The sequence below is a fragment of the Bacillus sp. MUM 13 genome (assembly GCF_001866725.1).
In the GTDB taxonomy this organism is placed as follows: Bacteria; Bacillota; Bacilli; order Bacillales; family DSM-1321; genus Peribacillus.
This window is the reverse complement of the sequence record NZ_MLYQ01000002.1, coordinates 1-17,431: the sequence shown is the minus strand read 5'-3', so window position 1 is coordinate 17,431 and position 17,431 is coordinate 1. Positions and strand designations below refer to the sequence as shown.

Here is a 17,431-nt window from a genome sequence, read left to right as displayed (position 1 = left end):
CTTTCTCAAGCGCAACTTTAACCTTCTGCTTTACCACTATTTATGATACGGTTCCCCCCGATTAATCCTATACGCCCGGTAAATCTGTTCCACAAGTATCAGTCTCATGAGCTGGTGCGGGAAGGTCATTTTTGAGAAGGAGAGGGATTCGTCTGCCCGCTGCAGGACTTCTTTGCTGAGACCGAGTGATCCGCCAATGACAAAGGCGACTTTGCTTTTTCCGTATGTAGCGAGCTTGTCCAGGGTTTCTGCAAGATCTTCGGATGATTTCATTTTCCCCTGGATTGCAAGGGCGATGACATGGGCGTCACTGCTGATTTTCTGGAGGATTCTTTCTCCCTCTTTTTCTTTGATTTGTTCCATTTCTACTTCACTTAGTGTTTCAGGTGCTTTTTCATCCGGCAGCTCAATGATTTCAACTTTGGCATAAGCGGATAGCCGTTTCAGATATTCATCAATGCCCTGCTTCAGGTATTTCTCTTTTAGCTTTCCTACTGTTACAATACTGATATTCATTCTTCATCCCCACTTTACAAACAGGTTACAAACAGTTTACGAACACGTTATCCACAATACTTATCCACATATACACATTTTCTATCCACATGTTGTATGCGAATATTAGTTCCCTACCATATATACAGCTGAGTTTCGACAATATTCACAGCATGTTGATAACTGTTTTCCCGTTGGAATTTCTTCTAATAATGGTGCCGTTTCATGCTCTGCTACCACTGTATCCAGCGCCTTTTCTACATGTTCCTTGCAGCAATAAATCATATAGGGAGGCCTCCTGTACATATCATATATTTCGACATAATTCTTGTTTTTCTCCTGTGCCTTTTTTTATCCACAATTCTCTATAAACGGCCTTCAATATATTTTATCCACACCGTATCTATCCTATCAGAAATAAGAAAAATCGTCATTACTGCATGAAAAAACGGGAAAGCAACTGCTTTCCCGCTGAATATTTGCCTTTATTACATCGTTTCAGCAGATAACCGGACTGTTGCCGATTTCTTTTTGCCGTCACGGTAGAACGTTATTTTTACGCTGTCGCCAATTTTCTTTTCATTATAAAGGTACTTTCTTAATCCTACCACGTCTTTAATTTCTTTGTTATCCATCGCAATGATGACATCGAATTCCTTTAAGCCGGCTTTTGATGCCGGTGAATTTGGCTGCACACCTGTAATGGCAACCCCAAATTTGACTCCAGCAGGCAGCTTAAGTGTATTTTGCTGATGATACTGAGAAATTTCCTCTACAGAGCTAAGGTTCACTCCCATATAGGCTCTTTTCACTTCACCGTACTTTTCAATATCGTTAATAATCGGAATGGCTGAATCGATTGGAATCGAAAGGCCAATGCCTTCAACAGCGCTTTCGGCAATTTTCATGGAGTTAATGCCGACAACCTGCCCCGCCATATTGACCAGTGCACCGCCGCTGTTGCCCGGGTTGATGGCCGCATCGGTTTGGATGACCTCGGCATTCCAGTCCACTTCTCCATCTTCATTGATATCTACATCAATCGTACGGTTTAACCCAGACACAATTCCCTGTGTAATGGAGCCTGAAAATTGCAGCCCAAGCGGATTGCCGATTGCTATTACAGGCTCACCTGGCTTCAGCTTGTCTGAATTCCCGAATTCAGCAACCTTTTTGACCTTGCTTCCATCTACCTCAATAACCGCTAAGTCTGTCCAGGGATCGCTTCCCCTAAGCTTAGCCGTAAGCTTGGTGCCATCCTTTAATGTTACCTCAAGTTCATTGGCACCTTCAATTACGTGATTGTTCGTAACGATGTACGCTTTGCCATTTGCCTTTTTATACACTACCCCTGAACCTGATGCCGAAGCGGATTTGCCGTTATCCTGATCCCAGAAGCTTGATTTCTGGATATTTTCGATGCCGACAACCGCATCTCCTGTTTTATCTACTGCTTTCGTGACAGATGTTGTAACATCCAGGTTCACATGTTCATTGACGCTTTTGCCGTTTTGAACTGTTGCATCCTGGGAAACATTACTTTCATCCCCGTTATTTTTGAACATCCCAAGACTCGGCAGTATGCTCAATACCAGAATGGCTCCGATGATGACGCCCGCAAGCCCCGCCATAAAATAACCGAGTTTACTTCCTTTTTTTCTTTGTTTCCTATTTTCAAAATCGTGGTCGTCGTAATATCCCAATCCCTTCCATCCTCTCTTGTTTAAACATGCGATAATTGCAATTTCTAGTCTTTGTTTATACCCATAATTATACTCAAAGAACTCTACATTTATAAAAAAAATATACTTTTATTGGCTGATTAAGCAGGTTTTATGAGTTCTGTAAGGCAATCCCATTATTAAATCAGGCTGATTGGAGCGCAAGGTACGAGACTCCTGCTTAGATTAGCGGGAGACCCCGCAGGCGCAGCCGAAGAAGGCTCACCGCCCGCCCGGAAAGCGCAGCATCCTATAGCGGAAATCAACCCCTTGTTCTATAGCAGCAAAATTTCGAAACCAGCCTAAAAAAACAAAAAAAAGGAATGAAAAGAAAATTTCCTTCTCATTCCTTCCTGCTATTCTACAATTGTACAAGCTCTGTAGGCTTTTTCGGGTCTGTATCATACAAGGAGAATTGCTCGCCGATTACTATGCCCTGTGTCTGCAGGGTTTGTTCCACAGACATTCTGGCCAGATCCTTCATATTGTTATCAAGGCTTAAATGGGCGAGGTAGATCCGCTTGGTACGGTCGCCTGCCACGTCACTCATGGCAAGTGCGGCATCTTCGTTGGACACATGCCCGACATCGCTTAAAATCCTCCGTTTGATGCTCCACGGGTACCTTCCCATCCTCAGCATGGAAACATCGTGATTGCTTTCGAATATATAAGCATCTGCATTAGAAATGATGCCCTTCACCCTGTCACTGACATACCCGGTGTCTGTTATTAAAACCAGCTTTTTCTCACCCTGATGAAAGACATAAAACATCGGTTCTGCCGCATCATGTGAAACACCAAAGGATTGAATATCAAGGCTTCCAAAGGTTTTGACCTGTTCCATTTCAAATGAGAACTTCTGCTCCAGGGGAATGGCCCCTATGGAACGCTCCATAGCATCCCAGGTTTTCTTATTTGCATAGATTGGGAGATTATGTTTCCTTGCAACAACACCGAGGCCCTTAATATGATCGCTATGTTCATGGGTGACGAGAATTCCGGATAGCTTGGACATATCCCGGCCGATTTCGCTGAATAAACCCTCCATCGCTTTGCCGCTCAATCCTGCATCCACGAGAAAGGATTGATCCTCTGTCTCGACGAAAAAGGCATTTCCCGTACTCCCGCTTGCGAGAACACTAAAATGCATAGTCATGAAACTCACTCCAATAGTATTTTTTCTTCTGTATTTAATTCAATGATTTCACCGTCAAAGGCATTTACAAACAAATCCTTCTTATCATTCACAGTAATTCTCCAGGTAGGAATCAGCAGATTGGAAACCGAGGAGGACTGAAGTGAATTGTAATAACCGAGCTCGGCTTTTACTTCACTTTTCGCAGGGATATCGCCATCGATGTATAAATTTTCAATCGCCTGGCTTGCCGGCAGAATTTCCTTCTCCTTATTCGACTGTTCATTGATGCCTTCAAGAAATGTTTGCTCATATGAAGCAATTTCCCGATTATCATTGAGAAATAACTTCAGTTTTCCCTTACTATTGTTAAAAAAGGTCTTATTGTCCGCATACTGATAATAAATGAGAACATTATTGGTTTTATCATATGACCAAAAGCGGTACTGGTCGCCGTTCAATATGTTCCCCTTCAGATATGTGTCCAGCTGATTGGACTGAAACTTGTCACTCAGGGAGATTTTATTCTTGAATGTCCCCCGGATCTGGGTCCCTCCGCTTAAAATCTGCACCTTCTGATTTTGAAGCTCCTGTATATCCTTTTTTTCAAAGACCTTGCTCTTGGCAATAAGGAACTTTTCTTTCAGGCTTTCCTTGGGCATATTAACGTATTTAATGTCATCCTCTTTAATCAAATCCTCTGTAGAGGTTTTTGACATGAGGTCGTATTTGCTGCTGTTTCTTTTTTCAATAAATTGATACAGCAAAAAGATATCGAGAATAAGAAATACCATAATGAAAATCGTTTTGGTTTTATTCCAATCCACGCTTATCGCCTCCTGGTCCCGGGATCTTCATCGGGAACCATGATCCAATCATCGCCGGAACGATAATACCACTTGGGCTCCAGTGAAACTAATTTACTATCAGTCGGATCCTTCATCATCATATATCCGCATGCAAGGTCCTGGACCGCATCCATATCGATATTCCGCATATTCCTGAGCCTCTGGTACACTTCTTCGCCAGATTGCAGGGTGATGGAGAGATCCTCCGGCAGAGGCACTTCCAGGAAGAAGCTGGGATGCTCATAGCGGTAGATATCTGCATTGCCCCAGATTTCATTAATGCTGCCAATATCATTAAACACAGGATATCCTTTGACAAATAACCGGAAGCGGACACTTTGTTCTTCCTCATTTAATCCGTCAAACAGATAGCGGTTATCTTCCCATCCCGCGTGATTATTGATAAAATCAATGCTTTTTTTCAAAAGGTCGCTTGAGGTTCCGAATACTTTGCTTTTTTGAGCAGGGTTCACAAAGGAAATCATCGAGCTTTCTTTATTTACAAGCATAAGCCTCAAGCCATCTGAATACTCATCGCCCTGAATCACGGACTCATGGCGGACAACATATTTAGGATCGCTGAATAATGCATCCTTGAATTTTTCGGTATTGATTCTTGTGATGCTGTACTTGTACTGATTCATTTTTGATGGATCTTTTGAAACATATAAGACATTGCGCTTGCCGTGCTCCTGGTACTCGGGATATTCGGCTGCCTTTTGATAAAAGGCCTGATTGAATTTTTTTATATAAGAAGAATTCACTTTAGCTTCGAATACCCTCTGCTTTTCATACGAAACAAAATAGACATTTGCTTCTCTGCGAGGAGAATCAGCAGGCCTAAATACGATTCTGTCGAATGAGATGGATGGAAGATTTTCTTCATCGATATCAAGGGTTTTTTTAAATAAATCAAGCGGCACAATATCCCTGAAGATGATTTCCGTATTTCCGTTCCCATGGACAAAATCCTTGAATTTTAAGGAGTTGACGGTTGAAGAAATGTCCCGGAAATTGTATAAAGTCCAGCCCGACAGCTCTTTTTGAATATTGTATATATCTGCTTCCTCAAAAGTCTGATAGTGCTTTCCATTTTTATGAAAAAGGACACTATTTGGCTTTACAACATCATCAATACCCTTTTTGTCAATATCAACCGAATACGTATCGCCGCTTTGGCTGATGGGATCATACTTCGGCTGATATGTCCAAATATTCCAGGTCAAAAATGCACTAATCATTATGAGAAGCGTCAGTATAATGCTCTTTGCTCCTTCTATATTCATGACCACTCATCCTCTTGTTCCGGTTCATAAGGAAGGGTAAAGAACACTGTAGTTCCTTTGCCTTCAACACTTTCAGCCCAGATTTTCCCGCCGTGGGCCACAACCATTTCCTTCGCTATGGCAAGTCCCAGTCCGGTTCCGCCAAGGTTCCTTGAACGCGCCTTATCCACCCGGTAAAACCGCTCAAAGATCTTATGGATGGTATTCTTCGGTATGCCCACTCCCTGGTCGCTGATGCTGATGATAATCTGCTTTTCTTCAGCACGCAGACCAAAGGTGATCTGCCCCCCCTCAGGTGAATACTTCATTGCATTGGAAATGATGTTGTAGAGAACCTGGGTGATTTTATCTTCATCAATTTCCACAAGGAAGGACTCTTTAGGAATGAGCCTTTTAAAGGTGATGTCTTCCTTCTTCGACATTTCAAAACGGTCTATAATATGATTAAAGAACTCGCCGAAATCAGCCCAATCCTTGGATAGCCTATAATCCCTGCTGTCCATTTTAGATAGCTTCAGCAAATCATTAACCAGTCTGATCATCCGCTCGGTCTCGTTTTGGGTAACATTTAAGAAAGAAGGAGCTAGATCCTCATCCTGCCATGCACCCTCTGCCAGCGCTTCGAGATAGCTCCTCATCGTAGTCAGTGGTGTCCGCAATTCATGCGAAACATTCGCCACGAACTCACGGCGTTCTTCATCGATTTTTTCCTGATCGGTTATATCATGAAGAACCGTGATCAGACCATTAACAAAGCCAGTTTCTTTCTGGATCACGGAAAAATTCGCCCGCAGTATATAGGGCTTATTTTGTTTTCCGTAATCAAGGATTAAAGACTCCTGCTGCTCGAGCAAATCCTCAAATGAATACTCATCCTCAAGCCCCAGAAGCTGCAGAATAGGCTGGTTAAGCACTGTTTCACGTGAAACATCGAGAAGCCTTGCAGCAGGTTCATTGATCAGATTGACTCTTCCCCTGCGGTCGGTCGAAATGACTCCATCCGTCATATAGGAAAGGACAGAGGATAGCTTTCTCCGTTCGCCATCCGTGCTTGACTGGGAGTCCTGAAGCTTTTTCGTCAAGTTGTTAAAGGTGACGGCAAGCTGGCCGATTTCATCATCCCCGTACACCTTAACCTTCCGCGAGAAGTTCCCTTTTGACATCGCAATGGCCTGTTTCCTCATATCGGTCATCGGCCTTGTGATGGTCTTGGCCAGGAAAATGCCGAGTATGGCTGTAATGCCTAAGGCAATGGCAGTCCCTGTAATGAAAATGCGGTTAATGACATTCATTTGCTGGTACACATTTTCCATCTGGGCAATGATATAGATGGCGCCAATCACCTTGCCTTTTGATTCAATAGGGGTGGAAAGCACCAGGATTCTCCGGCCGTTTTTTGGATCACGGAATATCTTATTTTCATTTGTGCCAAAAACAAGGGTCCGCTTGATCATGACTTCTGTTGTTTTCCGGCCGACAATCTTTTGATTGCCAGGATCAGATGTTGCGATGATTCGTCTGCTTGGCAAGTCAATGACCCGTACCTCTGATATATCATTGGAAGAGTTATTTTTTTCCGATAGAATTCTATTAATGTCTGTCTCAAGCGGCGGTGAATCCTTGTCTCTTTCCTTCGCCATTTCTTCGCCAACACTGTAGGCCAGAAGGTTTACATGGCCTTCTATAGAGTTTTTGAAGTTTCCGACAAGGTTTTTCTCCAGCTTCCCGACGAAATATACGCCAATGATCTGCATGGCCACAAAAATCAGCAGTACATAGATTAAGACAAACTTAAGCTGTATGGAACGGAATATTCCTACCTTTTTCATGCATCTTACTCCTGTTCAGGGTTACGAAGGTAATAACCTACCCCTCTTCTTGTTACAATCCAGCCTGGATGGCTTGGATTATCTTCAATTTTTTCGCGCAAACGCCTTACAGTGACATCCACCGTACGGACATCTCCGAAATAATCATAGCCCCAAACAGTCTGCAGCAGATGTTCCCGTGTCATAACCTGTCCAATATGCTTCGCTAAGTAGTGAAGCAGCTCGAACTCACGGTGAGTCAGCTCGATGGTCTCGCCCCGTTTCGAAACGACATATGCATCAGGATGAATAATAAGAGAGCCTATTGTGATTTCTCTTGATTCATCTTCCGTTTCTGTAACCGCTATGGCCTGCTGGCGCCTAAGATTTGCCTTGACCCTTGCAATTATTTCCCTGGTGCTGAACGGCTTCGTTACATAATCGTCCGCTCCCAGTTCAAGCCCAAGCACTTTATCAATTTCAGAATCCTTTGCCGTCAGCATAATGATTGGAATTTCATATTTTTTCCTGACTTCCCTGCACACTTCCATACCGTCTCTTAAAGGAAGCATAATATCAAGCAAAATAAGGTCAGGCTGAAGTTCTTCCACCATTTTCAGCGCTTCATTGCCGTCATACGCACACTGTACATCGAAGCCTTCTTTTTTCAGGTTAAACTGCAGAATGTCTGCAATTGGCTTTTCATCGTCCACTACAAGGATTTTCTTTTCCATATCTCCCGCTCCTTTGTTTACAATTCATTCTCAGTATTTATGAAAGAAAGGCTTGTATCATAATAGCAAGCCTTGTAACCGGTACTTATAAGCGCATGCGGCATGTCCCATGCTTCCCTCAAGCATCGCATATCTTGTCTATTCTACTTTATCATTTTATTACCGGTAAATCACCTTTTTACTTTTCAGCTCAACATTTACCAAATACAAGATTTCCACTCTTGTATTCATTCAGCTAATCCATCAATCCTTTATGAAGGCTCTCTTTTTCTTAGGCTCTTTTCTTAAAGATTGTTGCTTCTTAACAAGCACTCGAGGTAAATCCATTGTTAAAGCAGGCTGATTGGAGCATCCTGCAGCGGAAATCAGCCACTTGCTGGGGCAGAAATAAAGGTTACGAAACACCCTTACAAAAAAAGTCCCCAGTTTAAGTAAGCCGGGAGACCGAATGATATAATCCAGAAAATAAAAAAAACGCCCTAAAGGCGTTTTAGAGATGGCTCAGGACGGAATCGAACCGCCGACACAAGGATTTTCAGTCCTTTGCTCTACCGACTGAGCTACTGAGCCAAATATGGCGGTCCCGACGGGAATCGAACCCGCGATCTCCTGCGTGACAGGCAGGCATGTTAACCGCTACACCACGGGACCACATTTGAATATTTTACTAGCATCAAGGCAAGCTTCGGATGGGAGGGAAATCCTTCCCATCTTCCTGCTTCGCTTTTGCTAATGACCCATACGGGATTCGAACCCGTGTTACCGCCGTGAAAGGGCGGTGTCTTAACCGCTTGACCAATGGGCCGGAATGGTGAGCCATGAAGGATTCGAACCTTCGACCCTCTGATTAAAAGTCAGATGCTCTACCAACTGAGCTAATGGCTCGGCATAAAAGAGTGTATCAATAAAACGTTACAACCTGAGTGTGCCGCTCTTTGGCATCCCCTGCTGTTTTACTCTCTATTGTGACGACGCTTTTGATAATATCATAGAATCTATGACTATGGCAATAGTATTTCAGAATAAAAATTTTTTATTTTTTCACGGGACAATTTTCATCTGGAATTAAGGCAGAGAAAAGGCCTGCTGTACTCAATACAAGCAGGCCATTTTTCCTTATACCTGGCGCCATGGGCTTCTGACAACATTCGTCTGCATGCGGTCAGGGCCGACTGAAAAAGTCGTTAAAGGAATCCCTGTAAGCTGTGAAACACGCTCAATATAGTGGCGCGCATTTACCGGCAGCTCATCAAGAGATTTGCAGCCCGTAACGTCCTCTTCCCATCCTGGAAGCTCTTCATAAACAGGCTCACATTCAGAAATGGTTTTCAGGCTTGCCGGGAATTCTTCTATGATGGTTCCTTTATGATTGTATGCTACACAAATTTTCAATTTCTCAATGCCTGTAAGCACATCGATGGAATTCAGAGATAGATCTGTAATCCCGCTCACACGGCGTGCATGGCGGACAACAACAGAATCAAACCACCCGACACGGCGCGGCCTTCCAGTCGTTGTACCATATTCGCGTCCGACCTCGCGGATTTGATGGCCGATCGCATCGTCCAGTTCGGTAGGGAATGGGCCATCGCCCACACGGCTTGTATAGGCCTTGCATACGCCGACAACATGATTGATTTTAGTAGGGCCTACTCCTGATCCGATCGTTACGCCGCCTGCTACAGGATTGGAAGAAGTAACGAAAGGATATGTTCCCTGGTCAATATCAAGCATTACTCCCTGCGCACCTTCAAATAATACCCGTTTTCCGTCATCCAAGGCATCATTAAGCACCACAGAAGTATCGCAGACATACTGCTTCACCTGCTGGCCATATTCAAAGTATTCATCAAGAATTTCTTCCAGTTTGAATCCTTCTGTTTCATAAAAGCGTTCAAGAAGGCGATTTTTTTCCTCCAGATTGCGTGCAAGCTTTTCTTCAAAAATCTCTCTGTCCAATAAGTCCGCCATGCGGATGCCCATTCTGGCTGCTTTATCCATATAAGCTGGACCGATTCCCTTTTTCGTTGTTCCAATCTTGTTATCGCCTTTGCGCTCTTCTTCCACTTGATCCAGTTTTAAATGATAAGGCAGGATCACATGTGCACGGTTTGAAATGCGTAGATTATCCGTTGTTACGCCATGATCATGAAGATAAGCAATCTCTTCCACAAGCGCCTTGGGATCTACAACCATGCCATTTCCAATCACACAGATTTTATCGCTATAGAAAATTCCTGATGGAATTAAGTGAAGCTTGTATGTTTCCCCGTTAAACTTAATCGTATGCCCAGCATTGTTTCCGCCTTGATAACGAGCGATGGCTTCCGCATTTTCAGATAAAAAATCTGTAATTTTGCCTTTGCCTTCGTCTCCCCATTGCGTACCGACCACTACCACTGATGACATATACAGCACCTCCAAAGATTTCACGTAATACCGGCTCTCATAACCGGTTCTTATCAAACAAACTCATTTTAACAGGTTATCGTGTATGAAGTCAACAAAAACCGAACAATGAACAACATAATTACTTCATACGTTCGTGAATGAGCACAATAGCCTGCTTTTACAGGTTAACCAAAATAAGGCCATTCTTTCCTAAGCAGAAGAATGGCCTTACATTTAACGTGTATGATATTATGCGCCAGGCGGCATCTGCGAATCGTCAAGCCTTCGTTCCAGGTTTACGAATTTATTGTATTCCTTAACGAAGGCAAGAGACACCGTGCCTACAGGTCCGTTACGCTGTTTAGCTATAATGATTTCAATGATATTCTTATTTTCGGATTCTTTATCATAATAATCATCGCGGTATAAGAAAGCAACGATATCAGCATCCTGCTCAATACTTCCTGATTCACGGATATCCGACATCATCGGGCGTTTGTCCTGGCGCTGCTCCACTCCGCGGGAAAGCTGTGACAAGGCAATGACAGGCACCTGCAGTTCACGCGCAAGCGCCTTAAGGGAACGGGATATTTCAGAAACCTCCTGCTGGCGGTTTTCACCTGATCTTCCGTTTCCTTGGATGAGCTGCAGATAATCAATCAAGATCATGCCAAGGCCATGCTCCTGCTTCAGCCGGCGGCATTTTGACCTTATATCCCCGATTCTTACCCCAGGGGTGTCATCAATATAAATGCCGGCATTGGAGAGGCTTCCCATCGCCATGGTCAATTTCCGCCAGTCTTCATCGGTCAATGATCCTGTCCGCAGATTCTGGGCATTGATATTGCCTTCAGCACACAGCATACGCATTACAAGCTGCTCAGCACCCATCTCCAGGCTGAATATAGCTACATTTTCCTCTGTTTTTGTGGCTACGTTTTGGGCAATATTCAGTGCAAATGCTGTTTTACCTACAGAAGGACGGGCAGCCACAATAATTAAATCATTCCGCTGAAAGCCGGCTGTCATCCTGTCCAATTCGGCGAACCCTGTTGGTATGCCCGTAACGTCGCCTTTGCGGTTGGTTAAAACCTCAATATTATCATAGGTGCGTACCAGTACATCCTTGATATTCTGAAAGGCGCCAGAGTTCTTTCTCTGTGCCACCTCCATGATATTCTTTTCGGCTTCGCCAAGAAGATTTTCCACTTCATCTTCCCTGCTGTAGCCTTCCTGGGCAATATTCGTAGCTGTGCGGATCAAGCGCCGCAGGAGGGATTTTTCCTCCACGATCCGCGCATAATATTCAACATTGGCAGCAGTCGGCACAGATGCTGCCAGTTCGCTTAAATAAGAGACGCCGCCCACTTCTTCAAGGTTCTTTGCAGCTGCAAGCTCTTCTGTGACCGTAATTAAATCCACGGCTTTTCCTTCATCATTCAGGTTGAGCATGACATTAAATATTTTCTGGTGAGAGCTGCGGTAAAAGTCTTCTGGAATCAGCATTTCCGATGTAACTGTCAAAGATGATGGTTCCAGGAATATAGCCCCTAGTACAGCCTGTTCCGCCTCCACATTTTGCGGCGGAATCCGATCCTGAAATAATTCGTTCATATGCAGCCTCCATTCGAGAGGATTTCTCTTGCTATAGTGAACTCTTTCTTTAAAGAGTTTAGTAGGTGTATACATATATGTCCAAAAAGAAAAAAAGTGATGGACGCGAAAGACCTATCACTTTTTTCCCTAGTTCTATTTTATCAAGTTTTCATAGATTTGAAAGAGCTAAAATTAGTTAATTTCTTTGACTTGCACGGTAAGTGTCGCCGATACCTCTGGATGAAGCTTTACAGGAACCTTTGTATGGCCCAATGAGCGGATGCCTTCACTTAGCTCCATTTTGCGCTTATCGATTTTGATTCCGTGCTTTTTCTGAAGCTCTTCAGCAATTTGTTTAGTTGTGATGCTGCCAAACAATCTGCCGCCTTCACCAGCCTTGGCAGAAAGCTCCACAGTCAGCTTTTCAATCTTTTCTTTTAGTTCCTTCGCTTGCTGCAGCTCTTCTTCTGCAAGCACTTTTTCTTTGTTTTTCTGTGCATCCAATGTTTTGACATTGGCGTTAGATGCTTCTACTGCAAGGCCCTGCTTCAGCAAAAAGTTATGTGCATAGCCATCTGCCACGTTTTTCACTTCGCCTTTTTTACCTTTGCCTTTTACGTCTTTTAAAAATATCACTTTCATTCTTTTTGTCCTCCTTCTAAATATTCATCTATAGCGGACTTTAATTTAGCTTCCGCTTCATCTATGGAGCATACTTGCTGTGTTGCGGCATTGGTCAGATGCCCGCCTCCATTCAGCATTTCCATGATTATCTGGACATTGATATCCCCAAGCGACCTTGCACTGATCCCCACCATCTCCTCAGAGCGTTTGGCAATGACGAATGAAGCAATGACGCCTTCCATCGTCAAAAGGGTGTCAGCTGCCTGGGCAATCAGCACCTGATCCTTGATCTCGCCTTCCGTTCCTCTCGCAATGGCAATGCCATCCTTATAGAAGGATGCAGATTCAATAAGCTTGGAGCGCTTAATATAGGTATCCACGTCTTCTCTCAGGAACTTCTGGACAAGCACGGTATCTGCACCGTGTGCACGGAGGTAAGAGGCAGCATCAAATGTCCTTGAACCTGTCCTCAGGGTAAAGCTTTTTGTGTCTACAATGATGCCGGCAAGCAGTGCCGTGGATTCGAGCATATCAATCTTGTTTCGTTTTGGCTGATATTCCAATAGCTCTGTAACGAGTTCTGCCGTTGAGGAAGCATAAGGCTCCATATATACAAGCAGGGAATTATTAATGAATTCCTCTCCGCGCCTGTGATGGTCGATGACAACCACTTTATCGATTCTGCCAAGCAGCTTCTCTTCAATCAGCATGGATGGTTTATGCGTATCGACGACCACTAGCAGAGTGTCTTCAGTCAGTATTTCAAAAGCATCCTCCGGGGTGATGAAACGGGAATAAAGCTCTGGCTTCGTATTTTTCGTTTCTTCCATCAGCTTGCGGACAGCAGTATCAATTTCCTGAAAATTAACAACAATATACCCTTCACGCTGGTTCATCTGGGCTACTTTTAAAATCCCGATGGCTGATCCGATTGCATCCATATCCGGATGCTTATGCCCCATTACGATGACTTTATCGCTGTCGAGGACTATATCCTTCAAAGCATGGGAAATGACCCTTGCACGTACCCTTGTCCGTTTTTCCATAGGGTTTGTTTTTCCGCCGTAGAATTTCACCTTTCCATTAGGCAGCTTAATGGCTACCTGGTCGCCTCCCCGGCCTAACGCCAAATCAAGGCTGGACTGGGCCATAGATCCGAGTTCCGGCAGCGAGGAAACGCCAGAGCCCACTCCTATGCTTAATGTGAGCGGAACATTTTGCTTCGATGTTGTTTCGCGGATTTCATCTAGAATGGTGAATTTCCCTTTTTCAAGAAGCTGCAGGATGCTTTCATTAAAAACGGCAATAAAACGCTCTGATGAAGTCCTTTTTAAGAATGCGCCATTGTCTTTAGCCCATTTATCAAGCAAAGAGGTGACAATGCTGTTCAGGCTGCTTTTTCTCTGGTCATCCATGCCCTGTGTCAGATCATCATAATTATCCAGAAAGATAAAAGCAATGGCTGTACGCTCTTCTTCATATAATTTTTCAATTTCAATCTGCTCTGTCACATCAAAAAAATACAGCAGCCGTTCCTCTGTCTTATGAATCACTCTGAACTTCCTGCCATGAAGGGTCACCGTTTCCGATTCCACTTCCTGTTTGATCAGGGGCACGATAGATTCTGCGACATCATAGAGCGACCTTCCTGCCAGTGTGCCTTCATCAAAGCAAGACGCAAGGAAGGGGTTGGTCCATTCAATATAGTAGTCTTCGTTAATCAGCATAATTCCTATCGGCATTTCAAGCAGGGCTTCTTCCCCTACCTTCTTCAGCCTGTAGGAAAGTGTCGAAATGTACTCTTCCGTTTCACGCCGCTTAAGGGACTCAGCCCTTAATGTAAGAATAAGAATTCCGCCAAGCAGCAGAAACCCCAATGCTGCAGCCCACCAATTATAAAAGGCAAGGACGCCAAGAAATACGATGCTGATCACCAATAGTCCATATATGGATGAGCTTCCTGTCTTTTTTAAATAAGATGGCATATATTCAGCTCCTAAAAACATCTGCTGCAATGCAGAAAGTGTAAACTAGTTCTTTTTCCGGATGTATTCCCTAAAAGGAAAACCTAAATCTATTATACCTAATAATCTTACGGCAGACTGTATGATTGGAATGAAAAATGAAGCAATTACCAAAATGACCGGCACTGCTTTTGGCAGCTTCTTGATATGGCTGATATAAAAAAACAAGGAAAGACCCTGTATGGTCATAAAGAACTGCAGGATGAAAAAAAGGTTCATCAGCACAATATACCACGTGCTGCCTTTATCCGGACGCATGACGGCCAAAAGAATCATGGTAATTAAATAATACCACAAAATGCTTTTAGGGAGCTGAATCTCCCGGAATCGGGGCCAAGCTGTCTTTTTGGGGCTAAACCTTTTCAAAATCGGATGTGCTGCCCAAAGGAAAAGTAACACCATGAATATGGAAGCAGTCACGATAAGGCTTGGCAGCAGGGTCATAATAAGTTCAGCTCTCTCTATAAACTGATCTTTTAACTGCCCGGCCGAAGTATGTCCCATTGAGGATAGCAGTCCTGCTGACTTATCAATCTGGAGCAGGGCTTGTTTCATGAACTGTTTATATAAGGAGATGAAGTTAAAATGAAAGAATAGTACTGCACTGGCTGCCAGAATGGCAAAGCCCGCTATAAAGACAAGGACCGTACGGATAAACATCAATATAGGAGATTTATCATGCTGGATATGATATCCGATTGTAATCCCGACCAAACCTGTCACAAGCACCATCGGTATTTGCCACACCATCCCAAGGACAGCTGCCAGAAGGCTGGCCATGAACAGCATTCCAAAAGACCATGACAGCTTTTGTTTAATAGCTGCCAGAATGAATGGAGCCGGCAAAAAGAAAAATAGAAAAATCAAAAATGGCAGCTGAACCACCAGTAACAATAAAATGCTATACAAAGCGAGGAGCACTCCGCCCTCTGCTACTTTTCTCCCATTATTCAATCCTTCACTTCCATTCATCAAAAATCAGAGAAGTCTGCTATATATTCTTTCCCTATTGTAGCTGTTACAAAAAACAGATTCAAACGATTGCTTTTAGATTTATGGGGCAATCAAGTAATTAGGCCAGAAAATGTTGATTCAGCAGGCCTGCTGGCATCTTCTATCTTCAAATGCTTCGGCCATCCGCACAATGTGCAGACATATAAAAACAGCGTGTATTTTCACGCCAAATAAAAAGCACACCAAGGCAAGCGCCTTGATGTGCTGAATTGGATTATTCACCAACAACGTATGGTAATAATGCCATTGTACGAGAGCGTTTGATAGCAATCGTTAATTTACGCTGCCATTTTGCGCTTGTACCAGTTACACGGCGTGGTAAAATTTTACCGCGCTCTGAGATAAACTTTTTAAGAAGATCTACATCTTTGTAATCAATTTTAGTGATTCCGTTTGCTGTGAAGTAACAAACTTTACGGCGTTTTGCACGTCCGCCTTTACGGTTTCCTGCCATGATTATTTCCCTCCCTGCAATTTAAAATTATCCATTCATCCATTAAAATGGAAGATCGTCATCCGAAATGTCGATGGTTTTGCCGTCGCTGGCAAATGGATCATCGTCTACACGAGTGTAGTTGTTGTTGTTGTTGTTATTGCGTTGATTCTGATTCTGATTTTGTCCAAACGGATTATCATTATTGTAGCTTTTCTGATTTCCGTATGAACCGCCATCATTTCTTTCACCCGCTGAACTGCTTCGTGGTTCAAGAAATTGAACGCTCTCAGCCAGAATCTCTGTTACATACACTCGTTTGCCGTCTTGTCCTTCATAATTACGTGTCTGGACTCGTCCATCCACGCCAGCCAGGCTTCCTTTTTTAAGGAAGTTAGCTACATTTTCTGCCGGTTTACGCCAAACTACACAATTAATGAAGTCTGCTTCGCGTTCTCCCTGCTGATTCGTAAATGCACGGTTAACAGCTAAAGTGAACGTTGCTACAGGAACCCCATTCGGTGTATATCTTAGTTCAGGATCTTTAGTTAAGCGTCCTACTAAAATCACGCGATTCATCATCAGAATCAACCCCTAAGTTTCCAGATCTTTTTCAATCAAATATGCTTTATTATACTGGCATTAAGCTTCTTTAACAGCCATGTGGCGGATAATGTCTTCGCTGATTTTAGCCAAACGATCGAATTCCTGGATCGCAGCTGCCTCAGAGTTAACACGCACGATTTGGTAGTAACCGTCGCGGAAATCATTGATTTCGTAAGCAAGACGGCGTTTACCCCACTCTTTTGATTCAGAAACCTCTGCACCATTATCAGTAAGAATTGTGTTGAAACGTTCAACTAACGCTTTTTTAGCGTCTTCCTCAATGTTTGGACGGATGATATACATAATTTCGTATTTTCTCATCTCTGTCACCTCCTTTTGGTCTAAGCGGCCCTATTGGGCAAGGAGCAATTAAATTTAAATTACTCACAATGCAAAATTATATCACAGTGTCTGTCTCTTTGCAATGTCCGCTGCGGGGTTATTTTTAAAGGCTATTTTCGTAAACTTTGTTGCAATGGAACAAGGTGGTTGATTTCCGCTCCAGGATGCTCGCTTTCCGCGGGGCGGCCGGTGAGCCTCCTGATATGAACGAAACTGTCAAGGCTCCCACTCTTCCTGGTACTTGGTTTTGTTTTTGGGCAATCTTAAGAAGAGAAGCACTTTTTGGCTTCTTTGCCGGGTAAGATATTCAGCCATTTGGCTAGACTAGCTCCTTCTTTAGCTTACAGACCACTCATTATCTCTGCCTATACGTG

General features: G+C 43.5%; 16 protein-coding genes and 4 tRNA genes. All 20 read right to left on the bottom strand.

Annotated elements, in window-relative coordinates; translation table 11 throughout:
* Positions 1–36: 36 nt before the first annotated feature.
* Positions 37–516 carry a 23S rRNA (pseudouridine(1915)-N(3))-methyltransferase RlmH gene (gene rlmH, locus BIV59_RS01070; protein WP_071349584.1) on the bottom strand — a complete coding sequence of 160 codons (480 nt, stop codon included), beginning with the start codon at positions 514–516 and terminating at the stop codon, positions 37–39.
* Positions 517–621: 105 nt separating this feature from the next.
* Entirely contained in the window at positions 622–780 is a 159-nt protein-coding gene (locus tag BIV59_RS01065) for a CxxH/CxxC protein (RefSeq protein ID WP_071349583.1), read from the bottom strand.
* Between the two features lie 203 nt (positions 781–983).
* Positions 984–2,198: a S1C family serine protease gene (locus tag BIV59_RS01060; protein ID WP_071349582.1), complete on the bottom strand. Its 1,215-nt coding sequence runs from the start codon at positions 2,196–2,198 to the stop codon at positions 984–986.
* A gap of 379 nt (positions 2,199–2,577) precedes the next feature.
* Positions 2,578–3,372 (bottom strand): MBL fold metallo-hydrolase, encoded by a 795-nt coding sequence (locus BIV59_RS01055; RefSeq protein WP_071349581.1) that lies wholly within the window; start codon positions 3,370–3,372, stop codon positions 2,578–2,580.
* Between the two features lie 5 nt (positions 3,373–3,377).
* Positions 3,378–4,178: a two-component system regulatory protein YycI gene (locus BIV59_RS01050; RefSeq protein ID WP_071349580.1), complete on the bottom strand. Its 801-nt coding sequence runs from the start codon at positions 4,176–4,178 to the stop codon at positions 3,378–3,380.
* 2 nt (positions 4,179–4,180) lie between these two features.
* Entirely contained in the window at positions 4,181–5,485 is a 1,305-nt protein-coding gene (locus BIV59_RS01045; RefSeq protein WP_071349579.1) for a YycH family regulatory protein, read from the bottom strand.
* Positions 5,482–7,314, bottom strand: coding sequence for a cell wall metabolism sensor histidine kinase WalK (gene walK / locus BIV59_RS01040; protein ID WP_071349578.1), 1,833 nt, complete (start codon positions 7,312–7,314; stop codon positions 5,482–5,484). The genes BIV59_RS01045 and walK overlap by 4 nt, the downstream gene beginning before the upstream one ends.
* Positions 7,315–7,319: 5 nt before the next feature.
* Positions 7,320–8,027, bottom strand: coding sequence for a response regulator YycF (gene yycF, locus BIV59_RS01035; protein ID WP_071349577.1), 708 nt, complete (start codon positions 8,025–8,027; stop codon positions 7,320–7,322).
* Positions 8,028–8,524: 497 nt separating this feature from the next.
* A tRNA-Phe gene (locus BIV59_RS01030) sits at positions 8,525–8,597 on the bottom strand.
* A 5-nt stretch (positions 8,598–8,602) separates the two neighbouring features.
* Positions 8,603–8,678, bottom strand: a tRNA-Asp gene (locus BIV59_RS01025).
* Between the two features lie 82 nt (positions 8,679–8,760).
* Positions 8,761–8,832 (bottom strand) — tRNA-Glu (locus BIV59_RS01020).
* A 4-nt stretch (positions 8,833–8,836) separates the two neighbouring features.
* Positions 8,837–8,912: transfer RNA gene (locus BIV59_RS01015), tRNA-Lys, on the bottom strand.
* A gap of 231 nt (positions 8,913–9,143) precedes the next feature.
* Complete coding sequence (locus BIV59_RS01010; protein ID WP_071349576.1) at positions 9,144–10,436, bottom strand: adenylosuccinate synthase; 1,293 nt, start codon at positions 10,434–10,436, stop codon at positions 9,144–9,146.
* 231 nt (positions 10,437–10,667) lie between these two features.
* A complete protein-coding gene (dnaB, locus tag BIV59_RS01005) occupies positions 10,668–12,032 on the bottom strand; it encodes a replicative DNA helicase (RefSeq protein ID WP_071349575.1) in 1,365 nt (454 codons plus the stop codon).
* Positions 12,033–12,206: 174 nt separating this feature from the next.
* Positions 12,207–12,656: a 50S ribosomal protein L9 gene (rplI, locus tag BIV59_RS01000; protein ID WP_071349574.1), complete on the bottom strand. Its 450-nt coding sequence runs from the start codon at positions 12,654–12,656 to the stop codon at positions 12,207–12,209.
* On the bottom strand, positions 12,653–14,623 hold the full coding sequence (locus tag BIV59_RS00995) for a DHH family phosphoesterase (protein WP_071349573.1): 1,971 nt from the start codon (positions 14,621–14,623) through the stop codon (positions 12,653–12,655). Before BIV59_RS00995 ends, rplI begins: the two co-directional genes overlap by 4 nt.
* A gap of 45 nt (positions 14,624–14,668) precedes the next feature.
* Positions 14,669–15,616, bottom strand: coding sequence for a YybS family protein (locus BIV59_RS00990; protein ID WP_071349625.1), 948 nt, complete (start codon positions 15,614–15,616; stop codon positions 14,669–14,671).
* 274 nt (positions 15,617–15,890) lie between these two features.
* Positions 15,891–16,130 (bottom strand): 30S ribosomal protein S18, encoded by a 240-nt coding sequence (gene rpsR, locus BIV59_RS00985; protein ID WP_071349572.1) that lies wholly within the window; start codon positions 16,128–16,130, stop codon positions 15,891–15,893.
* Positions 16,131–16,172: 42 nt separating this feature from the next.
* A complete protein-coding gene (ssb, locus tag BIV59_RS00980) occupies positions 16,173–16,691 on the bottom strand; it encodes a single-stranded DNA-binding protein (RefSeq protein WP_071349571.1) in 519 nt (172 codons plus the stop codon).
* 60 nt (positions 16,692–16,751) lie between these two features.
* Complete coding sequence (rpsF, locus tag BIV59_RS00975) at positions 16,752–17,036, bottom strand: 30S ribosomal protein S6 (protein ID WP_071349570.1); 285 nt, start codon at positions 17,034–17,036, stop codon at positions 16,752–16,754.
* Positions 17,037–17,431: the final 395 nt, after the last annotated feature.

Coding starts and splice junctions, on each gene's coding strand:
- rplI (WP_071349574.1), bottom strand. CDS start 12,656: ATGAAAGTGATATTTTTAAAAGACGTAAAAGGCAAAGGTAAAAAAGGC.
- rlmH (WP_071349584.1), bottom strand. CDS start 516: ATGAATATCAGTATTGTAACAGTAGGAAAGCTAAAAGAGAAATACCTG.
- dnaB (WP_071349575.1), bottom strand. CDS start 12,032: ATGAACGAATTATTTCAGGATCGGATTCCGCCGCAAAATGTGGAGGCG.
- ssb (WP_071349571.1), bottom strand. CDS start 16,691: ATGATGAATCGCGTGATTTTAGTAGGACGCTTAACTAAAGATCCTGAA.
- BIV59_RS01010 (WP_071349576.1), bottom strand. CDS start 10,436: ATGTCATCAGTGGTAGTGGTCGGTACGCAATGGGGAGACGAAGGCAAA.
- yycF (WP_071349577.1), bottom strand. CDS start 8,027: ATGGAAAAGAAAATCCTTGTAGTGGACGATGAAAAGCCAATTGCAGAC.
- BIV59_RS00995 (WP_071349573.1), bottom strand. CDS start 14,623: ATGCCATCTTATTTAAAAAAGACAGGAAGCTCATCCATATATGGACTA.
- BIV59_RS01045 (WP_071349579.1), bottom strand. CDS start 5,485: ATGAATATAGAAGGAGCAAAGAGCATTATACTGACGCTTCTCATAATG.
- walK (WP_071349578.1), bottom strand. CDS start 7,314: ATGAAAAAGGTAGGAATATTCCGTTCCATACAGCTTAAGTTTGTCTTA.
- BIV59_RS01065 (WP_071349583.1), bottom strand. CDS start 780: ATGATTTATTGCTGCAAGGAACATGTAGAAAAGGCGCTGGATACAGTG.
- rpsF (WP_071349570.1), bottom strand. CDS start 17,036: ATGAGAAAATACGAAATTATGTATATCATCCGTCCAAACATTGAGGAA.
- BIV59_RS01055 (WP_071349581.1), bottom strand. CDS start 3,372: ATGACTATGCATTTTAGTGTTCTCGCAAGCGGGAGTACGGGAAATGCC.
- rpsR (WP_071349572.1), bottom strand. CDS start 16,130: ATGGCAGGAAACCGTAAAGGCGGACGTGCAAAACGCCGTAAAGTTTGT.